This is a genomic window from Acinetobacter sp. Gutcm_16 (assembly GCF_028649355.1).
In the GTDB taxonomy this organism is placed as follows: domain Bacteria; phylum Pseudomonadota; class Gammaproteobacteria; order Pseudomonadales; family Moraxellaceae; genus Acinetobacter; species Acinetobacter johnsonii.
This window is the reverse complement of sequence record NZ_JAQSUV010000033.1, coordinates 115257-138423: the sequence shown is the minus strand read 5'-3', so window position 1 is coordinate 138423 and position 23167 is coordinate 115257. Positions and strand designations below refer to the sequence as shown.

Annotated in this window: 23 protein-coding genes; 11 read left to right on the top strand and 12 right to left on the bottom strand. The window is 40.5% G+C overall.

Going from position 1 to position 23167, the window contains the following annotated elements; all coding sequences use genetic code 11:
* The first annotated feature begins 741 nt into the window (after positions 1-741).
* On the top strand, positions 742-1968 hold the full coding sequence (locus PTT44_RS11210) for an outer membrane protein transport protein (RefSeq protein ID WP_168158412.1): 1227 nt from the start codon (positions 742-744) through the stop codon (positions 1966-1968).
* A 329-nt stretch (positions 1969-2297) separates the two neighbouring features.
* Entirely contained in the window at positions 2298-3458 is a 1161-nt protein-coding gene (locus PTT44_RS11205) for an OmpP1/FadL family transporter (RefSeq protein WP_168158413.1), read from the top strand.
* A gap of 78 nt (positions 3459-3536) precedes the next feature.
* Here the strand turns inward: PTT44_RS11205 and thrH are convergent, their stop codons facing one another.
* On the bottom strand, positions 3537-4154 hold the full coding sequence (gene thrH, locus PTT44_RS11200) for a bifunctional phosphoserine phosphatase/homoserine phosphotransferase ThrH (RefSeq protein WP_078426022.1): 618 nt from the start codon (positions 4152-4154) through the stop codon (positions 3537-3539).
* A gap of 202 nt (positions 4155-4356) precedes the next feature.
* On the opposite strand from thrH, the gene PTT44_RS11195 reads away from it, so the two are divergent.
* A complete protein-coding gene (locus PTT44_RS11195) occupies positions 4357-5091 on the top strand; it encodes a phosphoadenylyl-sulfate reductase (RefSeq protein ID WP_004694654.1) in 735 nt (244 codons plus the stop codon).
* 161 nt (positions 5092-5252) lie between these two features.
* The gene (locus PTT44_RS11190) at positions 5253-6632 is read left to right on the top strand and encodes a WS/DGAT/MGAT family O-acyltransferase (RefSeq protein ID WP_168158414.1); all 1380 of its coding nucleotides are present in this window, start codon (positions 5253-5255) and stop codon (positions 6630-6632) included.
* A 63-nt stretch (positions 6633-6695) separates the two neighbouring features.
* On the opposite strand, the gene PTT44_RS11185 is transcribed toward PTT44_RS11190, so the two are convergent.
* The 6 genes from PTT44_RS11185 to PTT44_RS11160 form a co-directional block, all read right to left on the bottom strand.
* On the bottom strand, positions 6696-6869 hold the full coding sequence (locus PTT44_RS11185; RefSeq protein WP_162841312.1) for a PA1571 family protein: 174 nt from the start codon (positions 6867-6869) through the stop codon (positions 6696-6698).
* 131 nt (positions 6870-7000) lie between these two features.
* Positions 7001-8455 (bottom strand): ribonuclease G, encoded by a 1455-nt coding sequence (gene rng / locus PTT44_RS11180; RefSeq protein ID WP_004981336.1) that lies wholly within the window; start codon positions 8453-8455, stop codon positions 7001-7003.
* Positions 8456-8493: 38 nt separating this feature from the next.
* Positions 8494-9060: a Maf family nucleotide pyrophosphatase gene (locus tag PTT44_RS11175; RefSeq protein ID WP_168158415.1), complete on the bottom strand. Its 567-nt coding sequence runs from the start codon at positions 9058-9060 to the stop codon at positions 8494-8496.
* Entirely contained in the window at positions 9048-9539 is a 492-nt protein-coding gene (mreD, locus tag PTT44_RS11170; RefSeq protein ID WP_004694666.1) for a rod shape-determining protein MreD, read from the bottom strand. The genes PTT44_RS11175 and mreD overlap by 13 nt, the downstream gene beginning before the upstream one ends.
* Positions 9526-10383 (bottom strand): rod shape-determining protein MreC, encoded by an 858-nt coding sequence (mreC, locus tag PTT44_RS11165; RefSeq protein ID WP_004694667.1) that lies wholly within the window; start codon positions 10381-10383, stop codon positions 9526-9528. The genes mreD and mreC overlap by 14 nt, the downstream gene beginning before the upstream one ends.
* Before the next feature lie 15 nt (positions 10384-10398).
* Positions 10399-11445: a rod shape-determining protein gene (locus tag PTT44_RS11160; RefSeq protein ID WP_087527717.1), complete on the bottom strand. Its 1047-nt coding sequence runs from the start codon at positions 11443-11445 to the stop codon at positions 10399-10401.
* A 133-nt stretch (positions 11446-11578) separates the two neighbouring features.
* On the opposite strand from PTT44_RS11160, the gene gatC reads away from it, so the two are divergent.
* The 4 genes from gatC (at position 11579) to PTT44_RS11140 (ending at position 15773) form a co-directional block, all read left to right on the top strand.
* Positions 11579-11893: an Asp-tRNA(Asn)/Glu-tRNA(Gln) amidotransferase subunit GatC gene (gene gatC / locus PTT44_RS11155; protein WP_004694671.1), complete on the top strand. Its 315-nt coding sequence runs from the start codon at positions 11579-11581 to the stop codon at positions 11891-11893.
* Between the two features lie 53 nt (positions 11894-11946).
* Entirely contained in the window at positions 11947-13425 is a 1479-nt protein-coding gene (gatA, locus tag PTT44_RS11150; protein WP_168158416.1) for an Asp-tRNA(Asn)/Glu-tRNA(Gln) amidotransferase subunit GatA, read from the top strand.
* Complete coding sequence (gene gatB / locus PTT44_RS11145) at positions 13425-14900, top strand: Asp-tRNA(Asn)/Glu-tRNA(Gln) amidotransferase subunit GatB (RefSeq protein WP_168158417.1); 1476 nt, start codon at positions 13425-13427, stop codon at positions 14898-14900. Before gatA ends, gatB begins: the two co-directional genes overlap by 1 nt.
* 69 nt (positions 14901-14969) lie before the next feature.
* Positions 14970-15773: an NYN domain-containing protein gene (locus PTT44_RS11140; RefSeq protein ID WP_058952199.1), complete on the top strand. Its 804-nt coding sequence runs from the start codon at positions 14970-14972 to the stop codon at positions 15771-15773.
* A 125-nt stretch (positions 15774-15898) separates the two neighbouring features.
* Here PTT44_RS11140 and PTT44_RS11135 read toward each other — a convergent pair whose 3' ends face one another.
* Positions 15899-16558: a hypothetical protein gene (locus tag PTT44_RS11135; RefSeq protein WP_058952200.1), complete on the bottom strand. Its 660-nt coding sequence runs from the start codon at positions 16556-16558 to the stop codon at positions 15899-15901.
* Between the two features lie 440 nt (positions 16559-16998).
* Here PTT44_RS11135 and PTT44_RS11130 point away from each other — a divergent pair, with 440 nt between their 5' ends.
* Positions 16999-17472, top strand: a complete 474-nt coding sequence (locus tag PTT44_RS11130) for a hypothetical protein (RefSeq protein WP_168158418.1) — start codon at positions 16999-17001, stop codon at positions 17470-17472.
* A 223-nt stretch (positions 17473-17695) separates the two neighbouring features.
* On the top strand, positions 17696-18274 hold the full coding sequence (locus tag PTT44_RS11125; RefSeq protein WP_168158419.1) for a DJ-1/PfpI family protein: 579 nt from the start codon (positions 17696-17698) through the stop codon (positions 18272-18274).
* A 171-nt stretch (positions 18275-18445) separates the two neighbouring features.
* Here the strand turns inward: PTT44_RS11125 and PTT44_RS11120 are convergent, their stop codons facing one another.
* From PTT44_RS11120 to sbmA, 4 genes are all read right to left on the bottom strand, one after another.
* Positions 18446-18964: a hypothetical protein gene (locus PTT44_RS11120; protein WP_168158420.1), complete on the bottom strand. Its 519-nt coding sequence runs from the start codon at positions 18962-18964 to the stop codon at positions 18446-18448.
* A 110-nt stretch (positions 18965-19074) separates the two neighbouring features.
* Positions 19075-19938, bottom strand: a complete 864-nt coding sequence (locus tag PTT44_RS11115) for a hypothetical protein (RefSeq protein WP_168158421.1) — start codon at positions 19936-19938, stop codon at positions 19075-19077.
* A 59-nt stretch (positions 19939-19997) separates the two neighbouring features.
* Positions 19998-21050, bottom strand: coding sequence for a hypothetical protein (locus PTT44_RS11110; RefSeq protein ID WP_168158422.1), 1053 nt, complete (start codon positions 21048-21050; stop codon positions 19998-20000).
* 143 nt (positions 21051-21193) lie between these two features.
* Positions 21194-22387, bottom strand: a complete 1194-nt coding sequence (gene sbmA, locus PTT44_RS11105; protein WP_168158423.1) for a peptide antibiotic transporter SbmA — start codon at positions 22385-22387, stop codon at positions 21194-21196.
* Between the two features lie 449 nt (positions 22388-22836).
* On the opposite strand from sbmA, the gene PTT44_RS11100 reads away from it, so the two are divergent.
* Positions 22837-23031, top strand: coding sequence for a hypothetical protein (locus tag PTT44_RS11100; RefSeq protein WP_004694700.1), 195 nt, complete (start codon positions 22837-22839; stop codon positions 23029-23031).
* Positions 23032-23167: the final 136 nt, after the last annotated feature.

Genomic DNA, 23167 nt, shown 5'->3' with positions numbered 1-23167 from the left:
ATATTGCTAAAGATGGCTTTAAGAATAGGCTTGTACAACAAAGCCCATCCTTCTAATCATTTATGGTTCACAGTAGAGCGATAGCGAACTAAAACTCTCACTTTTTTAATAAATTATGCTTTTAACGGTATAACAAAACGATAACTTATTTAAGCCAAGATAGAGTGCTGATTACACCGCTTAATGACCATCTGTCTTCATTCATCTATATTTAAAACTAAGGATTTTTGCTCTTAATATTTGATTCAACTTTTATATATTTTTTATAACACAGCGCAATATTTCCGCAACAATTATCATTGCTGCTGTAGACAATATTAATCATGTAAAAAGCAATAACTTGATCTTATATAAAAATAATCGATAAATGATTTAAAAAATATAATTTTGTATTATAAAACAGCAAAGAAAAACAGTGATACGCATCGCAAAAAGGATTTATGTTTACGCTTAATTGGGTAATTTTTAACCAAAAAATAAATTTTATATTTCAAATTATATATTTATATTTTTCATTAACTTAAGTTTAAAAAATATGTTTTTTTAGTATAAAAACTCTATTGTGATCACTTTTTGAACTGATTAGTTATGTCTAGAGCATTTACTCTTATTTTAATTGTGCTATTTTTGTGACACGGAGTAACAAATGATTTCGGTTAACCGACTTCTCCAAAAGCCAAAAAACATAAACACAAAATGAGCAACAAACATTTGCATTTGCACCTCAAGGAAAGACGTAGAATGAAATTAAAGACATTAACGACAGCAATGATTTTAGCAACTGTACCAATGACGGGGGCATTTGCCGCTGCTCTAGATCGTTCAGGTCAGTCAATCTCTGCATTCTTGCAACCTGGTAATTACTTTGAAGCAGGTATTTCTGTATTAGATCCAGATGTATCTGGTAAAACGATCGCAGCCTTAGGCAGTCAAAAAACTGGAGATATGGCTGGAGATTATTATTTCCCAAGTGCTGCACTAAAATTACAACCAACAAAGAATTTTTCTTTTGGTTTAATTTACGATCAACCATTTGGTGCTGATGCTGAGTACAAATCAACTGTAGGTTTTACAAGTCCAACGCTTGGTAATACGGAAGTTGAAGTTGACACTCAAAACCTTGCTGTAATTTTAGGCTATCAACCTACTGAAAATTTTAACATTTATGGTGGTGGCGTATACCAAACTATTAAAGGAAATGTAAAACTTCGTGGTGCTGCATATGGCGGAGCTGCAGCTTTTGGTGGTTATAACGCTAGCATTAAAGAAGATTCTGCTGCTGGTTGGTTAGCTGGTTTTGCATATCAAATTCCTGAAATTGCTTTAAAAGCTTCGATTACATATCGTTCTGAAGTTGAACATAGTGTCGCAGTAGATGAATCATCAGTTGGTACAGGTCAACTTACAGCTGTTATGAATAACCCTGCCTTAGCTGGAGCGAATGCTACTGGTGAGACAGATATTACCACTCCTCAATCTGTTAACCTAGATTTCCAAACAGGGATCATGGCAAATACAGTTGCATTTGCTAATGTACGGTGGGTGAACTGGAAAGATTTCGCTATCCGTCCTTATGCGTTCGGCGTAGCATCAAAACTTGCTGGACCAGCTGTTGGAAAACCAGATGGTTTTGATTTAGTCGCTTATACAGATGACCAATGGTCAGCAAATGTAGGCGTGGGTCGTAAATTAAATGACCAATGGGCAGGTAACGTTTCTGTAGGATGGGACTCTGGTGCAGGTAACCCTGTAACTACACTAGGCCCAACCGAAGGTTACTGGAACGTAGGCCTAGGTGTTCAATATAGCCCAACACCTGCAACCTTTATCGCTGGTGGTGTAAAATACTTCTGGTTAGGCGATGCTAAAGCTCAGTCTGGTGCTCAATTCGATACTGCAAACTATGTTGCAGAATTTGAAGGCAACGATGCTTTAGCTTATGGCTTAAAAATCGGTTACAAGTTCTAATTCTCGATGCTGAAAAAACCATCTGCAAAGATGGTTTTTTCATTTTCAACAATGACATCTACGCTCTTTTTTATACACTTGTGATTCATTTGAGCAACAAATAAACACTTAAACATTTTGCATAATATTCAATCAGCCACTCAGCATCTAAAAATAAATCCATATAAATCATAAAATTAATATTTTTTTTTAGTGTTTTTACTCTACACAAGTACAATTTTTAACTTTTCAGTTCATTTTACAACCGTAGTTGAGCATTTACTCTTTTTGTATTTATGTTACTTTTCGTGCCAATCACTTACATAAAGCTACAACAAGGAATGTTCCCTATGAAGCTTACAGCTCTTCGCTCTGCTATTTTGCTCAGCTTAATCCCAACAACTTCAGTATTTGCTGCAGGTCTTGATCGTTCAGGTCAATCTATTCTGCCATTTCTACAATCTGGAAATTATGCAGAAGCATCGATTAGTGTGCTCGACCCAAGTGTAAGTGGCAAAAGCAATAACGGCGCAACTGTTACTGACATGGCGGATGACTATTATTTCCCATCTGCTGCACTTAAAGTTCAAGCAACCGACCATTTTTCTTTCGGTTTACTTTATGACCAACCTTATGGTGCTGACTCACAATATTCATCAGATCTAGGCGCTTTTGGTGATGGTACTGAAGGAACAAGTGTAAAAGTACGCACCAATAATCTTTCATTAATTGTAGGTTACCAGCCAACCGAAAACTGGAACATCTACGCAGGTCCTGTTTACCAAACAGTTAAAGGTAATGTATCTTTACGCGGTACAGCCTACTCATTACTTTCTGGCTACAACATTGACCTAAAAGAAGATGATGCGGTTGGTTGGTTAGCTGGTGCAGCTTACCAAATCCCTGAAATTGCACTAAAAGCTGCTGTTACTTACCGTTCTGAAATTAAACATGAATTAGATACAACTGAAACATCAAATATCTATATTCCATCATACGGTATTGATCTACGTTCTGTGACAAGCCAAACAGAAGTGGTTACACCACAATCTGTGAACCTTGATTTCCAAACAGGTATTGCAAAAGATACTTTAGCTTTTGCTAATGTACGTTGGGTACATTGGGATCAGTTTGCCGTAAGCCCAGCAGCTTTAGCAAGTGCCAGTAAACTCGCTAAAGGTAAAGCTCAAAATTTAATTGACTACTCAGATGATCAAATTTCTGCAACCGTTGGTGTAGGTCATAAATTTACTAGCAAATGGTCTGGTTCTGCATCTGTAGGTTGGGATTCTGGTGCCGGTAACCCTGTAACCACTTTAGGCCCTGTTGAAGGCTTCTGGAGCATAGGTTTAGGCGGTCAATACAGCCCAGCCGAAAACTACTTCGTACAAGCAGGTGTAAAATACTTCTGGTTGGGTGATGCAAAAGCTCAAACTGGCGGTACAGTTGTTGGCGACTTTAGCGATAATGATGCTATCGCTTATGGTTTAAAATTTGGTTATAAATTCTAAACCGTAGCATCAGATCCAATAAAAAGGCGCATCTATTGAGATGCGCCTTTTTATTTTCGTGGATATGGCTTGTTAGTTTTAAGCCGGGATATCACGAACTGAAGCATTACGAATTGCCTCTTTTAAAGCTTCATAACCATGAATTGCAGGGAATTGCGGGAACTCTTTAATCACATTTTCTGGTGCATCAAACAAAAAACCTTTATCCGCTTCACCTAACATAGTCGTGTCATTATAAGAATCACCTGCGGCAATCACACGGTAATTTAGTCCATGCAATCCTTTAACTGCTTCACGTTTTTGGTCAGGTTGGCGCAGCTTATAGGCTGTAATCATACCCTTTTCATCAGTTTCTAACTTATGGCAAAAAATCGTTGGCCAGCCCAGTTGTTTCATTAATGGGTGTGCAAACTCATAGAAAGTGTCTGACAAAATAATCAGCTGAAAATGTGTACGTAACCATTCAACAAATTCTTTTGCGCCTGGAAATGGGCCCATCTCAGCAATGACTTCTTGAATATCATTTAAGCCTAAACCATGTTCTTTTAATATATTCAAACGCTGTGTCATGAGCACATCATAATCAGGAATATCACGTGTGGTTGCTTCAAGCGCTTTAATGCCTGTTTTTTTAGCAAAGTTAATCCAAATCTCTGGAACTAACACCCCTTCTAGATCAAGGCAAACAACTTCCATGAATACTCCCTTTTATTTACGTGGAAAAATTTTGAACTATCATAGCTTAATATTTGTCTAATTCATTGATGTTTTTTAAATCTATTTTTTTCATAAGCATTTATTTTTTAGTGATAAGTGGCTTATTTCAACTCTATTAAAATACGCAGCAAATAACGTAATATAGGTCTTGTTAGATTCCAAGCCTATTGCCAGGATACTCATGACAACCATTCCAACTATTGATCTTGTTGATGCTCTCGCAGCTGAATATGCTGATAAATCGCCAAGTGAAATTTTAGCACTCGCACTAAATCAAACGGGTGAAATTGCCATCTCGTTTTCAGGTGCAGAAGATGTCGTACTTATTGATATGGCTGCTAACTTAGGTAAACCCTTTCGTGTCTTTAGCTTAGACACTGGACGTTTACATGCAGAAACCTATCAATTTATCGAGACTGTACGTAAACACTACAACATTAATATCGAAATTTGTTTCCCAGAAGCAGATGCCGTTCAACAACTGGTCAATGAAAAAGGTTTATTCAGCTTTTATCAAGATGATCATAAAGAGTGTTGTGGTATCCGTAAAGTTCAGCCTTTACGTAAAAAATTGGCGACTTTAGATGGTTGGATTACGGGTCAACGTAAAGACCAAAGTCCCGGCACACGAACTGAAATTCCAGTTGTTCAAGCAGATGTAGGATTTTCAGGTGAAGGCAAACAGTTGATTAAATACAATCCTCTTGCCAACTGGTCCAGTGCCGATGTGTGGAGCTACATCCGCATGATGGAAGTGCCTTATAACCCATTACATGAACGCGGTTTTATTTCTATCGGCTGTGAACCATGTACACGTCCAGTGCTACCAAACCAACATGAACGTGAAGGACGTTGGTGGTGGGAGGAAGCGACACACAAAGAATGTGGCCTGCATGCAGGTAATTTGAAAAAGTAAAGACCAAAACCACTGCAAAGCAGTGGTTTTTCGCAACCAATGGATACACACAAAGCGCTCCCATTGTTAAAAAAAATCGATATACTAGGTTTAAGTTCTATAATTCTAACAAGATTGCTCACATAGGAGCGGTCAGATATTGCAGTGAGGCAATCCAGACTATGCGTCCATTACATCCGATTGACTTTATTTTTTTATCGCTTGAAAAACGCCAACAACCCATGCATGTCGGTGGACTATTCTTATTTCAAATCCCTGAAAATGCACCTGCCAGCTTCATTCAAAATTTAGTTGCAGATATTCGTAACTCCAAATCTATTCCTATTCCTCCATTTAACAACAAACTCAACGGTTTATTTTGGGATGAAGATGAAGAGTTTGATCTTGATCACCATTTTCGTCATATCGCACTCCCACAACCGGGTCGTATTCTTGAACTGCTCACCTACATTTCACAGGAACACAGTAGTTTAATTGACCGCGCTAAACCGTTATGGACCTGTCATATTATTGAAGGGATTGAAGGGAATCGTTTTGCCATGTACTTCAAAATTCACCATGCGATGGTGGATGGTATTGCGGGTATGCGTTTGGTGGAAAAATCATTATCACAAGATCCAAACGCAAAAAGTATTGTACCACCATGGTGTGTTGAAGGCCCTCGTGCGAAGCGTTTAAAAGAACCGAATGTTAGTCGCTTTAAGAAAATAATGAATGGCGTAATGGGCCAGCTTGAGTCAACACCACGTGTCATGTATGAGTTGTCACAAACCGTCATGAAAGATATGGGACGTAATCCTGATTATGTTTCCAGCTTCCAAGCACCCAGCTCTATTCTTAACCAGCGGGTTAGCTCCTCCCGCCGTTTTGCAGCACAGTCTTTTGAGTTTGACCGTTTACGTCATATTTCTAAAAGTTTGGGTGTCACGATTAATGACATCGTACTGGCGATTTGTTCAGGTGCCCTGCGTGAATATTTATTGTCCCAAGACGCACTTCCTAAAAAGCCTTTAATAGCCATGGTACCTGCATCAGTTCGCGATGATGATTCGTCTATGTCGAATCGTATCACCATGATTTTGGCAAATTTAGGCACGCATAAAGAAGATCCACTAGAGCGCCTCGCAATTGTTCGTCGCAGTGTGCAAAATGCCAAAGAAAAGTTCAAACGCATGAACTCAAACCAAATTCTAAACTATAGTGCGTTTGTTTATAGTGCTGCTGGACTCAACATTGCCTCAGGCTTACTGCCTAAGCGCCAAGCGTTTAATCTGGTGATTTCAAATGTTCCTGGCCCACGTGAACCATTGTATTGGAACGGGGCACGACTCGATGCGCTATACCCTGCCTCAATCATTTTGGATGGTCAGGCACTCAACATCACTATGACCAGTTATTTAGATAAACTTGAAGTTGGTTTGACGGCTTGTCGAAATGCACTGCCGAAGATGCAGAATCTACTCACGCACTTAGAAGAAGAGATTCAACGCTTTGAAGCGATTGTGGGGGGCGAAGTCCCAAAGTTGCAAGCGGTCAGTTGATGCCGCAAAACGAATCAGAAATACAAGAATAATCAATAAAACTAAGGGGCTTCGATAAGCCCCTTAGTTTTTAATGCTACGACATTGTTTTAATAATTGATGACATGCAGTACGAATCATGGCAGTTGTAATTTGTACTTCTTTACCCTGATCATCCACGATATACGCATTATGCGTTACTTTCGCATCTAATAAATGTTTCAAACTAGGTTGAATAATTGCTTCTCTAACACCCATATCACACCTCATTTGCTAAACCTATTTGGGAGAATAAGCTTTGGCTATTTCCGTGTTTCTAGTATTAAAAATCTAAGATCGAAAGTAAAATTTCAGTTGTAACAACTATTTAACCATATATTGTTACAATTTCAGCTCAGAATGATATCGTATTGCTCTTGCGTATATAAATTTTCCACCTGAAATTTAATCACACGACCAATGAAATGCTCTAAATCCGCGACTGCTGGGGCTTCTGCAGTTAACAAGCGGTCAATCACGGATGGATGTGCAACGACAGTAAAGCCAGTCTGAGATTGATACGCACGTGTATATCTCATGATTTCTCGAAAGATTTCGTAACATACAGACTCAGCTGTTTTCACATAACCTCGTCCCTGACAGGTCGGGCAAGATTCACATAATAAGTGCTCTAATGATTCACGCGTTCTTTTACGTGTCATTTCGACCAAACCAAGCTCAGAAACCTGCGTAATTTTGGTTTTCGCATGGTCTTGCTCAAGCATCCGTTCAAACTGAGTCATGACCTCAGTTCGATGCTCCTGCTCTTGCATGTCAATAAAGTCGATAATAATAATACCGCCTAAATTGCGTAGTCTCAGCTGGCGCGCAATGACCTGTGTCGCTTCCATATTGGTTTTAAACACAGTGTCTTCTAAAGAGCGGCCACCCACATATGACCCTGTATTGACATCAATAGTGGTCATAGCTTCAGTCTGGTCTATCATCAAATAACCGCCAGACTTCAACGCAACGCGTGTCTGCAGCGCTCTTTGAATATCTTCTTCGACATTATACAAGTCAAAAATTGGGCGCTCACCCGGATAGTGAATGAGACGTTCTTTAATATTTGGGACAAATTCTTCTACGAACTCTTGGAGCTTGCCATGTATTTCACGCGAGTCGACTGAAATTTTAGCGGTCTTTTCACTCGCAAGATCGCGAATAATACGTTGGGGTAAAGGCAGTTCTTCAAAAATTAACGATGGCACTGCAATACTGATCTGTTTGCGCTGAATAAATTCCCAAAGTTTTGCCAAATAAGCCATATCTTGTGCAATAGCAGCTTCCGCAATCCCATCAGCGGCGGTACGAACAATCACTGAACCCGGAAGTTTATGTTCTGCTTGAATACGCTCAATCATCGAACGTAAACGATCACGTTCAGCTTCAGACTCAATACGTTGAGACACACCCGTATGATTGCCATAAGGCATCATCACTAAATAGCGCGAAGGAATGGAAAGGTCGGTTGAAAGCCGAGCCCCTTTGGTTCCCAGCATATCTTTCATGACTTGAACGGTAAGAATTTGTCCCGGCTGTAAGAGCTCAAAAACATTCGGGGTGGGTTGATTACGTGACCAAACCATATCATTAATATGTAAAAAAGCAGTTCGTGACAGTCCAATATCGACAAAAGCAGCCTGCATTCCCGGAAGAACACGCACCACTTTACCTTTATAAATATTGCCTACTAAACCACGTTTCACCGTACGCTCAATAAATAATTCATTGACCGTGCCGTTTTCAATTAACGCGACGCGACATTCCATAGGCGTGACGTTAATTAATAACTCGTCAGACATAACAAACTCAAAACATTATAAAAAATCTTTTGAGACAGTTAATTTAGTGCCTTAACTGCCTGTAATAACTGTACCGTTTCATGCAACGGTAGCCCCACGACATTGCTATAGCTTCCCTCTATACGTGGAATATAACGTGCTGCAATGCCTTGTATGGCATAGGCTCCCGCCTTGCCAATGGGTTCAGATGTAGCCCAATATGCTTCCATATCATTCGGGCTTAAATGCTGAAATTCGACTTCAGTACGAACTACTATACTTGAAATTTTCTTATTTGTACGGACACAAACCGCAGTATATACATCATGCTTACGCCCGGAAATTTTTTCCCACATTTCAAACGCATGCTGCTTAGATTCAGGTTTGCCTAAAATCTCTTGGTCGACCCCTAAACTGGTATCCGCAGCAATCACAATTGCATCAGGATATTGAAGCTGTACTGCCTCAGCTTTGGCACATGCCAGCCGCTCTACATAATCGGCTACCGACTCGCCTGCTTGTACAGACTCATCAATATCTGGACTATAGATATCAAAGACTAGACCGAGCTGCTCAAGCAGCTCGCGGCGACGGGGCGAACTGGACGCTAAAATTAAACGCGCCATTTCTTCAAGATGAAATAGACCATCGGGAAAGTCAGCACACTACTCAACAGCGGTTGCCAATGACGTGCAAGGGAAAACTGTGCCCCAATCATAATTTGCGCGATCCACGTAATAAACAGATGCGCGACCACAGCCAAGGTCGCGATGACCCAAATATTGGCAAAGGTCATAATCCGACGTTCACGCGTTAAAAAACGGGACACAAAAGTAATCAGAACAAAACTGAGTGCGTTTAAACCCAAAGGTGCATCGAGCAGTAAATCGGTGAAAATCCCGACTGCAAAGGCAAACCAAATCCCGCTCCATGTCGGCTGGCACAGCACCCAAAACAGCATCACCATCATCATAAACAGTGGACGCCATCCAGAGAGCGCATAAGACAAGGGATAAACCATCAACACTGAAGCAATGATCACTGAAAAAATGATCGGAAATAAGGGGTCACGCTGTTTGGCAGCACGAAGTTTAGCGATCGGCATGTGGTTGCTCCATCGCTAAAGAATCGGAAAATAACACAACGACATGATGCCCACCCGCTAACTGTGCAGCAGGAACAACATCAATTTGAGCAAACTCGCCTGAATTATGACGACTGATTTTTGAAATGGTGCCCACCAGATAACCTGCTGGAAAATGCTCACCTAAACCAGAGCTATACACTTTTTCACCCACTTTGATTTCGGCACTGGTCGGCACGTATTCCATTTTCAAATGACCCAAATCTCCAGTCCCTGAAACAATGGCACGCATTCCAGATCGCTCTAAGCGAACCGAAAGAGAATGTTCTTTATCTGAAAGCAACATGACACGACTACTATGCGGATAGACATTAATAATCTGTCCCATAATACCTTTGTCATCGAGCACAGTTTGCCCGACTTTTAACTGACTGTTGGCACCACGGTTTACCACAATAATATGGCGCAATGGATCGGCATCTGTCCCAATGACTTCTGCAATCTCCATACGACCATCAATGATCAACGGGGTATCTAACAGACCGCGTAAACGCGTATTTTCCGCAGATAATTCAGATAATTTTTGTAAACGCACCTGCGCCTGCAATAACTCGGCTTGCATCGCGGTATTTTCACGGCGCAATTGAGCTTCAGACTTGGTTTGTTGATTCAGCCACTCTCGCGATAACACGGGATAACTTGCTACGGCATAAATTGGATTATAAGCGGCGTACAAGACATCTCTTGCAGGTTGAATCACATGCGGCATGCGCCAGTTAAAAAACAGCACGACCAAGCATGTGATCACTGCAATGATAAATGAGCGAAAAGATGGCGGTTGTCTGGAAAACAGATTTGTTTGCACCCGCCGATTCCTTTATTAGCCTACAAATAACATGTCGTGATTTGGATTATCGAAGAATTCTAAAACTTTACCACCACCACGAGTGACACAAGTTAGAGGATCTTCTGCAACCACCACAGGTAAGCCTGTTTCTTGCGCAAGAAGTTTATCGAGGTTACGTAGTAATGCACCACCACCTGTCAACACTATACCGCGCTCAGCGATGTCTGAAGACAGCTCAGGAGGCGTTTGCTCAAGTGCAGATTTCACAGCTGAAACAATACTTTGTAATGGATCAGAAATCGCTTGAGTAATTTCGTCCGAAGTCACAGTGATCGCACGTGGCACACCTTCAGCAAGGTTACGGCCGCGAACTTCAATTTCAAGTGTTTTAGAATCAGGTTCTGGTAAAGCCATACCCACTTCTTTCTTGATAATTTCAGCGGTGGTTTCACCAATCACGCAACCATGTGCTTTACGTACGTAGTTAATGATTTGTTCATCAAATACATCACCACCAATACGTAGTGAGTCAGCATAGACACAACCTTGAAGCGAAATAATCGCAATTTCAGTTGTACCACCACCAACATCGACCACCATTGATCCGCATGCTTGTTCAACTGGCATACCCGCACCAATTGCAGCAGCCATTGGTTCTTCAATCAAACGAACATCACGCGCGCCTGCATTAAATACAGCTTCACGAATAGCACGACGCTCAACCAAAGTTGATTTACAAGGCACACACACCACAACACGCGGTGCAGGTGGGAACAGACGTTTTTCATGTACTTTACCAATAAATTGGTTCAGCATGGTTTCAGTCACTTCAAAATCGGCAATCACACCATCCTTCATAGGACGAATGGCAGAGATATTTGCAGGTGTACGGCCCAGCATTTGCTTTGCATCAAGACCTACCGCGGCAACGATTTTTTGTGAACCACTGTGACGAATTGCCACAACTGTCGGTTCATTTAATATAATGCCTCGTCCTGGTGCATAAATAAGTGTATTTGCTGTACCTAAATCAATGGCTAGATCGGGCGAAAACAAGCCAATTAGTCTTTTTAGAATCACGGAGACGTTCTCGATTAAACTTTATGTGGACGCAAGGTGGCAACTTTAACTAAATGTGATGATTTGAACAAGTCAATCGCTTATTATAACGCACGATATTTTGAAATTTTTTAATACTGACTCAGGTGATGTTATGTCTACATCGGATGCACAGCATTCTGCAGATTTAAATGCACAAACAGTTTCAGCAATCGCCAATCTTGCTCGATTGTCGCTAGATGATACGCAATCTGCTGAATATGCTCAAAGTCTAAATAAAATTTTAGGCATGATGGAAACCTTAAAAGGCATCGACACCGATGGTGTTGAGCCGCTTAAAAGCCCATTTGATCACCCACAACCCTTACGTGAAGATGTGGTTTCAGAAACCAATCATCGTGATGAATATCAAGCCATTGCACCGCAAGTGCAAGACGGTTTGTACCTTGTTCCTCGCGTGATTGAATAATTTCTATTCAGTTAAACCATTATTTTGTAAAAATTAACGTAAAGACATTTCTCATGACAGATTTACATCGCTTATCGATTCGTGAACTCTCTGAGGGTTTAGCTGGGGCTAAATTTTCATCTCGCGAACTGACCGAACATTATTTAAAGCGCATTGCAAAACTGGATACACAAGTTAAATCTTATGTAACCGTGACGGCAGAACAAGCGCTTGCACAAGCCGATGCTGCCGATGCTGCAATTAAAGCTGGCACAGCAACCGCATTGACAGGCGTGCCAATTGCACACAAAGACATTTTTTGTACCCAAGGCATTAAAACTACTGCGGGCTCAAAAATGTTGGATAACTTTATCTCTCCTTACGACGCCACCGTTGTAGCGAAAGGCAAAGCCGCTGGTCTGGTCACTTTGGGTAAAGTGAACATGGACGAATTTGCAATGGGTTCAACCTCTGAGAACTCATTCTACGGCGCTACAGCAAACCCTTGGAACTTAGGTCATGTGCCAGGTGGTTCTTCAGGCGGTTCTGCGGCAGCGGTTGCAGCAGACCTTGCTCCATTTGCCACAGGTACGGACACGGGTGGTTCAATTCGCCAACCGGCATCGTTCTGTGGCTTAACGGGCCTTAAGCCAAGTTATGGCCGTGTCTCTCGCTTCGGGATGATTGCCTATGCATCATCACTGGATCAGGGCGGGCCAATGGCGCGTTCGGCTGAAGACTGTGCCTACCTCATGAATGTCATGGCAGGTCATGACGCGAAAGACTCAACATCGGTTGAAAAAGACGTTGATGACTATGTGGCAAACCTAAACGGCACAGCGATTCAAGGTCTACGTATTGGTATTCCAAAGCAATACTTCAATGTTGCTGGTTTAGACGCAGACGTAAAAGCACGCGTTGAAGAATCATTGAAAAAGTTAGAAGACATGGGCGCGACCTTGGTTGAGATTGATCTCAACATGACTGAAGCTTATGTTCCGACCTATTACTTGATTGCGCCTGCTGAAGCATCATCAAACTTGTCTCGTTACGATGGCGTACGTTATGGCTACCGTGCAGAGAACCCTGTTGACCTGATGGACTTATACAAACGTTCACGTTCTGAAGGTTTTGGTGCAGAAGTACAACGTCGTATCTTGATTGGTACATATGCGTTGTCTGCGGGTTACTACGATGCTTACTACGTGAAAGCACAAAAAGTCCGTCGTCTAATTCAACAAGACTTCTTAAAAGCATTTGAATCGGTTGATGTGATTGCTGCACCTGCTGCACCAACCACGGCTTATAAAATTGGCGCGAACTTGTCTCCAGTTGAAATGTACTTAGGTGACATTTACACCATCGCGGTTAACCTTGCGGGTCTTCCTGCGATTAACGCACCTGTTGGTTTTGACAAAGACAACTTACCTGTAGGCTTACAGCTGATTGGTAACTATTGGTCAGAATCTCAACTGTTGTCTGTGGTACATCAGTACCAACAAGCAACGGATTGGCATACGAAACGTGCGGCAATTGCTGAGGAGAATGCATAATGGCTCAAGCTCAAAAGAAACCAAAATCATTATTGATTGATGGTTGGGAAGTCGTGATCGGGATCGAGATTCACACTCAGCTTGCGACCCAATCTAAAATCTTCTCAGGTTCTTCGACTGAATTTGGTCAAGACCCAAACACACAAGCCAGCCTCGTTGACTTGGCAATGCCGGGTGTACTGCCTGTATTGAACAAAGAAGTGGTCGATTTAGCCATTCGCTTTGGTTTGGGTATTGATGCTTATATTGACCAAGCATCTGTCTTTGCACGTAAAAACTACTTCTACCCTGACTCTCCAAAAGGCTACCAAATTAGCCAGATGGACAACCCGATTGTGGGCTTGGGTCATATCGACATTCAACTTGAAGATGGTACGGTGAAGCGCATTGGCGTAACGCGTGCCCACCTTGAGGAAGATGCAGGTAAATCTATCCATGACCAGTTTGAAGGGATGTCAGGCATCGACCTCAACCGTGCAGGTACACCTTTACTTGAAATCGTGTCTGAACCCGATATGCGTTCGGTTGAAGAAGCCGTGGCTTATATCAAGTCGATTCACACTTTAGTGCGTTGGTTGGGTATTTCTGACGGTAACATGGCAGAAGGTTCGTTCCGTGCTGACTGTAACGTGTCGTTACGTCGTCCGGGTCAACCGTTTGGTACACGTTGCGAGTTGAAAAACCTCAACTCATTCCGTTTCATTGAACAAGCGATCAATGTTGAAATTGAACGCCAAATGGAAATTTTGGAATGGGATGGCACGATTGACCAAGAAACGCGTCTATTCGACCCTGTGAAGATGGAAACACGTTCGATGCGTTCGAAAGAAGAAGCGAACGACTATCGCTACTTCCCAGACCCTGACTTGCTGCCTGTGATTATTTCAGATGCGCAAATTGAAACTGCTCGTGCTGCGTTGCCTGAGCTTCCTGCGGCACGTCGTGAGCGTTTCGTAGCGGACTTTGGTGTCACTGAGTACGATGCGCATGTCTTGACACTGACCCGTGAAATGTCAGACTTTTATGAAGTGGTTGTGGCTGCTGCTGGCGGCGCTGCACAAGGTAAAGTGTCTGCAAACTGGGTGATGGGCGAATTCTCAGGTGCTTTAAATAAAGCAGGCTTGGAACTCGCAGACTCTCCTGTTTCGGCTGAAAAACTGGGTGGCATGGTTGCACGTATCGTGGATAACACCATTAGCGGCAAGATTGCGAAGCAAGTATTCGGCTTTATGTGGGATGAAGGCAAAACTGCGGACGAAATTATTGCGGAAAAAGGTTTGAAGCAGGAAACTGATACGGGTGCGATTGAAGCGATTATCAAAGACGTGCTTGCTGCCAATGAGAAGATGGTTGAAGAGTTTAAATCTGGTAAAGAGAAAGCTTTCAATGGTCTAGTGGGTCAAGTAATGAAAGCGTCTAAGGGTAAAGCTAACCCTGCGCAAGTAAATGAATTGATGAAGAAATTGATTGGTTGATTTATTCGCTAATTAGTTGATTTCATGTTATAAAAACCTCACAAATGTGGGGTTTTTTACGAGTAGGTTATGGCATCAAAAACTATTTTTAATATTTCTGAAGAAAAAACAGCGAAACTAGCAGTACTCATTGATGCAGATAACGCATCAGCCAAGGATATAAAAAATATTTTAGATGAACTTACCAAATACGGAGAAACAACAGTAAGGCGTATTTATGGGAACTTTGTTAGCCAAAATGGTAGCTGGAAACAAGCTATAAATGATTTAGCGATTAAACCCATGCAACAATTTGCTTATACCACAGGAAAAAATGCCACTGACGGCTTTATGATTATTGATGCGATGGATTTACTCTATACTAATCGTTTTGATGGCTTTGCTCTAGTTTCTAGTGATAGCGATTTTACTGCCTTAGCTATTCGTATTAAAGAACAAGGAGCAACCGTTTACGGTTTTGGAAAAATGCAAACTCCTGATGCCTTTAAAAATGCTTGCTCACATTTTACTTATGTGGAAAACTTAAGTGATGAAGAAGTTGCAACAATACCTCAACCAATTAAACAACAGAAAAACACCCAAACAGTAACTAAAGAAACTACTAAAATAGAATCAAAAACTATAACAACCTCCAATTCTAATACTGAACTCCCCTTATCCACTATACAGCAAGTTTTTGATAATCAAGATGCTGAATGGATTACTGTTGCATCTTTAGGCTCTCAACTAAAATTAATGAAAACTGATTTTGATCCAAGAACTTATGGATTTAAACGCCTTAATGATTTAATTAAAGGCTTTCCGCAAATTTTCGAATGTGATGAACGTACTCTAGAAAATGGGCATAAGCACTTGTATGTAAAGTTAAAATAAAACAGTTCGATGCTTTTGTAGTTTGCTTGATGAAAGCGCCTAAGGGTAAAGCTCCCCCCTACCCAAGTGAATGATTTGATGAAGAAATTGATTGGTCTGATTAGTTTTGGAATAAAAAATCCGCTTTAGAGCGGTTTTTTATTTATATGTTTATTATTTTTTTGAGCGATATTTTCCAAGTTTCTTATGATTTTCTCGTAGTCATTAACATTATTTATTTGCGCAAATTGAGATTCAATTTTTTTAAGATCAAACTCACTTATAACATCACTATTTATTTTTAAAAGATACTCAAAAGTAATTACTTTTCTGGCAATAAAATTTGTTTTAATGCCATCATAAGTATAAATAAAGAAAGGAATACAACCTAATAAGAAATAAAACACCATAAAAATGTAGAAGTTTTTATGATTTCTTAAGACCCAGTTTTTCTCTTTTTCTTCACATTCAACTCCATCTCGCTCGTCATCAAGTTTCTTCTTTACTTTCGAAAATAATATTACGCACATAAAAATGGTTACTAAGCCAAGCATCATCACAATGAGACTATAAGTCTTAGCTTGAAATCTATCTAAACTACGTAAAGCTATACTTTGATAAATCTCATCACTAAAACTTGATGAAGTCTGCACTAAAAAATTAATAATTCCATTTCCAAGAAAGCTAAATATGGGTTTCAATACTACTTCCCAAACACCACTTCCTAAACCACCTACAATTAAAGTACCTAAAATCCCAAGTACCCAACCTAGTGCATTATGTTTTTTTATAAAATCTTTCATCATCAATAAGCTATATAAATTTCAATCAATAATACTATATAAAGGTTGGTTTATTCCTAATAATTAACAGCTTAAGTTTTACCTAAAATTTAAAATATAAAGCTAAAAAACCTCCGAAGACATAACATTGAAGAAAACATGGTCACTAAAAAATATTCTCAATCAGCAAACTCGAAGACTTTGGATGCATCCAACTATCCAAGTCCTTTTTTATGCTTGATTTCTGAATCCCTCTCCTTGCGAAGCTTCGCTTCTCACCTTTAAAAAAAGGAAACTTTGTCATGTGATTAATTTGGTACGCGAAGTTCCCTCTCCTTTAATAAAGGAGAGGGCTAGGGAGAGGATTTCTACATGAAGTAGTTTTTAATTCCCCCAAATTACTACACTAAACGTATTCTATTACTTTAAAAACATTCACCACTTTAAGAAATCAAAGGACAAAAATGAAAATAACCATTCTCACACTTTCTACCCTTGCCTTCTTCAGCACCACTGCCTTTGCAGAAACCAAACCCAATGTTCCTACCATAGAAGCTAACCAAATATTTAAAGCCGCAGGCTTTTCAAAAACCAAACATGGCTGGGAAGGTAGCTGCGACACAGGTAAAATCACCACATACAAAGACTTAAATGGTGACGGGCTAAAAGACGCGGTCATTTCAGACTACAGCACCATGTGCTATGGCAATACAGGTGTCGGCTATCACATCGTCGCTCAACAAAAAAACGGAACATGGAAACTCATTTTTGAAAATATGGGTATCCCTACTTTTCTAAAAACCAAAGGAAAAGACGGCTGGCCAGATATTGAAAATGGCGGCCCTGGATTTTGTTTTGCTGTTTACCGCTGGAATGGTCAAAAATATGATGTCAACCGTTATGAATATCAGGGCAAAGCCTGCACATTAAACTATTAACATGTCAGCATAGTAAATTGCATATCAATAAATATATAAACTGATTGATTTAACAAGCTTTTACAGACAGTGATAACGCCTCAATTACTTGGGGCTTTTTTATAAAAATGACCTCAGCTATACGACTAAAGAGCACTGAATGACTTAAAAATGCCATCTGAACTGTGCTAATTTAGATCAAAATTGAACATAAATATATACAAACAATAAAGAGGGTTTAAAAATGTCAAAACAAATTTTAATGCTCGTCGGTGACTATGCCGAGGACTATGAAACGATGGTGCCTTTTCAGTTTCTAACAGGTCTTGGTTATACCGTACACGCGGTCTGCCCCGATAAAAATGAAGGTGAAAGCATCGCCACAGCTATTCATGACTTTGAAGGCGAGCAAACCTATAGTGAAAAACGCGGTCATAACTTTGCCATCAACTACAACTTTGAAGCGGTACACACTGCGGACTATGTCGGCTTAGTCATTCCCGGTGGTCGCGCGCCCGAATACTTACGTATGAATGAACGTATCCTTGAGATCGTACGTGAGTTTGATGCTGCGAAAAAACCAATTGCAGCGGTTTGTCATGGTGCACAAATTCTTGCGGCAGCCGATGTACTCAAAGGTCGTACTTGTTCAGCTTATCCTGCCTGCGCAGCCGAGGTGAAACTAGCAGGTGGGACTTATGCAAACATTGAAGTGACTGAAGCTGTAACTGATGGGCACTTGATCACAGCGCCGGCTTGGCCTGCGCACCCTGCTTGGATGGCACAGTTTATTCAAGCTTTAGGGGCGACTGTGACGATTTAATTGTGTTGTTCCTCAAATGAATCTTTTATGAGATGGCCTATCAACCTTTAGATTCAAAAATAAAAAAGCTCCTTCGATTCAAGGAGCTCTTTTAATGGCTTTTTTATAACATTAATGCTTTCGATTCAGTTTATAAATCGCTCTCACTATTCATAATCTTCAAAGACCGAACTACCTCGTTACACCCAACTTATTCCAAATTTCTGGGGTTAAAAAAGTCGTAACCAATTTATTCAAATCCACATAACGCAGTACGCCTTGCAACTGCCCTTTCACTTCAGGGTTCTTTAAAATTTCCTCACCCGTAATCTGTCCAAGTTCCTGAAAACTGTCTCCAACCGCTTGTAAGCCTTCGGCTTGAATCACGGCTTTGGTCTGCGCTGAACATTGCTCTACCAAAATACGTTGTAAAACCTGTGCTAGGTTTTTATCTAGCTGTGTCCGCTGTGTATCGGTGACATTGCTATATACCTTCAGATCTGGATGTGCAGCCAGTGCCGCAAACGTCCACTGCAACACGGTGGTTTTATCTGTTGCTGTCGTTGACTTCACCAAACAATTACTCAGTTGGTCGACTGTGGTACTGGCCGTTGCAACTTGGACTGAACCACACAAGGCTGCTGCCAAAAAAGCATGACGAAAAATAACAGAAGACCGACCACGTAAAACGCTTAAAACAGGCTGTGACATAAACTCAACTCCAATCAACAATTGCATTCTTTGTATCACAAAGCCCGTCAATCAGCCTGTTATGGAACTGTAAAATTACCGTGTAGTTGGAGAAAATTAAATCGCCCAATTCAAGCGATTTCCCTATCTAACTCAACAGTTTCAAATGCAGTGAGCTGTGGGTGTATGGTCGGACAGCCATTCCAAAACCAATAAAAATAACCGTTGGGGTCAAGCAAAGTATGCATCTGAATCGTAGATTGACTACTTTCGCCCTTCCAACACGCTAAAGCAGCATTACGATTATTGTGTAAATCGATAAATTCAGGAGCGACTTGCTTCGGCATTTCAGGAATATAAAGTGCGTCACCATGTTCTACCCACAAATCAGCCAAGTAAATTTTTTGGTTTTTTGGAAAATATCGTCCTGCTGAGATCACCAACGGCAATTGATTTGGATCGGTCGAAGCAAACACATGCGGAAAGTCATGATGCTCTAAGTCTGTGACGACAAAGGGGTATAAGGTTTTTGCGTCTAGATTGATTTGAGTTGGGTCATAAGGGAAAAAATGACCGGCCAACATGCCATATTGATATTTAATTTGAGACAACTTTTTCTGCGTGGCCTGCACCTCTATCGCCTGTCCAGCTTTCACCAAAGTCATACCAAATGCAGCAGCTGTTTCAGGCGTGGCTTTGAGTGGCATAAACTCAAAAAAGTTTCCTGCGAACGCTAATTGGGTCTGCTCTCCCCAATGGGTTTGGATCGTCGCAATTTCTTCAGGCACACTATAAACATGTCCCATACTCATATGGGCGTTAGTTGAGGATACTTGAATCAGTTCAATACCAGTTGATACTTCGGCTAAATACTCGGGTGTTCCGCCATTGTTGTAAAAATAAGGCTGAGCTGAAATATCAACGTCTATTTCTTGCACGGTCTGATCCAGCAAAGGCGCAGTAAAATATGTGGCTGGTGTTTGGACATTACTCATGATGTTATTCCTTAGGTTGAGGTGCTCACATGAAGTTCGGTCGCAAACAGCCGAAAATCTTACTTCATTTGCTTGAGCATATTTTTAGCACCTGTATGGTTATGGTTTTTGGCTAAGTTCTGCAAAACATATTTTGCCTGCCCTTTAGGGTTGGAAAAACGACTGCTATAGCTTGGAATACCCGTTAAACAACGTGCAACTAATATGCCCGATTCGGTATAGACATTTGAGGCATCCGACCCCGGCAAACGACCATAGTTATATGCGCGTTGTGCACTGTTACAGGCAGCGACTTGGTTGCGTCCACTGTTAATATCACGGCGTGCAGCCACATACAGTTTGGCCTGTTGCTGCTGCGGTGTTTCTACAGCTTTGACAGCCTTAGGTGGTACTTCCACTTTATTTTCTTTTTTAGGCTCTACTTCTTTTTTGCTTTCTTCCTCTTTCTTCACCTCTGCCTTGATCGCAGGTGCCTTCGTCACCGTTTTTTTGCTTGGCGTAATAGGGGTCATACTTCGTGGTACTGACTCAGTCAGTACTTTGCTTTGTAGATTCACTACACGAGTATCATTTGAATTAGGCAGTTTGCGTTCAGACAAGGCCTCAATACTCACCAACCACTGTTCGCCATTATTGAGCTGGCAACGAAAAGCACCCGTGCCCTGTTTTAAACTATTATAAGTGCGAAGTAATTTTTTCGCCCACGGATCTTTCACTAAGCTAAAACTACTTTTTTGTGTCTGACTAAAACGGCCACCATGTGCTTGGCAATACTGACTGAACATGCTCCGTGGATATAGTGCTTCGATATCTTTTTCATTTTTTACGCCTACCGTGTGATACACGTATTCTTTGCTGTTTTTATCGGTATCATTAATTTTTCGTTCTACGATTAGTTCTTGTGGTGATGCAATATTTGTAAAAGCTGTTTGTGCTATATTTCCCAGACTGGTACAGCCCTGCAACACACTCCCCAAAACACCAAATACACATAAAATTTTATAATTCACTACGACTTTACTCTTAAACACCCGCATAAAAACATTAGCGGAAAGCTCATAAAATAACAAACTTAAACAACTGTTTTTATTATTTATTTTAGCTTGACGCACACATCATTCTGCTTTGTTTTATGATAACCTCAACAACATTTCATAAATTTAGTTTGAACCGCACAACAAAAGTTACAGACAAAACGATGCTTGAGCACATAAAAAACCTGCCGTGAAAGGCAGGTGAGATACATCAAAAATATTTAGTCATCCAAAGTCGATTCAAAAGCTTTTAGACGCTTATAAATTGAGAGCAGTTCAATAATGGTTTTCCATGACAAAATTAGATATTGAAATGACTCTCGTACTTTATCAAACACATTACCAATTTGGTTGATTAAACCTAGAGTCATTTTCCCTGCTGCAATTGCGGGAAATAACACCACCAAACTGTATAAAATATCCAGTTGTCGATACCATGTCGCGACTAAGTTAAAATAAGCATAGTGAAAATAAAGTCTAAAATAATTCTTTCTTACTCTGCTAAACAATTCAACCAATGTTGCAGGTTGGGCACGGTCTGCATGGTCTTCCCCATACACCAACTCTTTACGGTAAGCCGCTTCAACCTTCTGATTATTAAACTCTAAACCTGGTAGTTTACTTCCCACTACCATTAACAAGACCGTACCCAAAATAGCCCAAATAATAGAAGCCCAAACTAGGGAATGCTTTACTTCACCCACAATAGGCAATTCAGGAACATGCTTTGAAAGCTCAAATAGAATTGGTAAGAAAGCCACCAACACCATCACAGCCTTGATCAACTCAACGCCCAAATCTTCTAAAATAGTAGCAAAGCGCATAGTGTCTTCTTGCACACGTTGTGATGCCCCTTCTATATGACGTAATTTTTCCCAGTGTTGGGTGTAGTATTCATTCATTGCAGTACGCCACCGAAATACATAGTGGCTGGTGAAAAAGGCATTGATCACTGCGAAAGTGACCGCAACCATCGCAATATACAAGAAAGTTAAAGTACCCATATATAGGTCTTTAATGCTCCCCCCTTTGCCAAGCATGCTTTGAATGAGATCCCAAAATGGTCCATACCATGCGTTGATGGCAACACTGACCTGTACACCAAACCAGATGTTAAACAGAATAAATGCGGAGCCCCAAATCGACCAGCGTTGCCATTTATTGTCTGAGACAAAACGCCAAAATAAGGCAAAGAGTGTTGTCGCTATAAAAAACCAGAGATAGAACCACAGAAAAGACGGAGACCAAAAACGGCTCACTCCAATAGGCAGTTCAGCCGTTGCATAACCTTGCGGCCAACCTATGGCACTTCCCCATGTATTTCCCCCTGTGTACCACAGTACGACATTAATCACTGACCAAAGTAATACCGAAATGAAGAACCATCTAGGGTTTGGGAAAAATGACTTAAACATGAACGATATATATCCCTTTTATGTTTCAGGTATGCAATCCGTGCATACTAATCCTTATTTCTTAATTTAGTACAATCGCATTACAGCAAGTTTGTACACTTTACTTATCCTTATTGGGTTATACGTTATTTGATTTGTATGCCCCTTCACAAGAGCTCAGGACATTATTTTCCGACTTGATCAGTCACATCGCAATCAAAATTAATTATTTTCAATAACTTATAAAATAGGAAAGGACTTGGCCTCAGATTTAAAATGATATTTTATTGCTTACAACTTTTGGGCTTCAAACTGAAAAATTGCTTAGGATTTAAAGCGAGTGCAATGACGGTATTTATCTGACAACCATACGATTACTTGTTGATTTTATGTATAAAAGAATGAAGTTTGCACATTTTAAAATGACTTCATGCTACTATCTTTTCATTAAAAACTATTGGATCTATGACATGGAAACCCTAGTACTTGAACTGATCAAACCACTCACACTGACAAAAGAAGACTTTCCACCCATTAACTTTGAAGAAGGCACTGTGCTCAAAGTTCTCATGAAAACACCTACTGGTTACTTGGTAACGGCAGATTCTCGTTTTAATTTTACGGTGTCTTTTGATGATGAAAATCAAGTGTGGCAGAAGCTGTAATTTGCAATGCTCTTTAATAAAAGAATAATCCATTCAATAAGATAAAAATAAAAATCCATCTTTTTTTATTGATTTAAAACTGGTTATTTTTATTAAAATTTAGTTTTTTATACCCAATCAGCAAATGAATACCGTG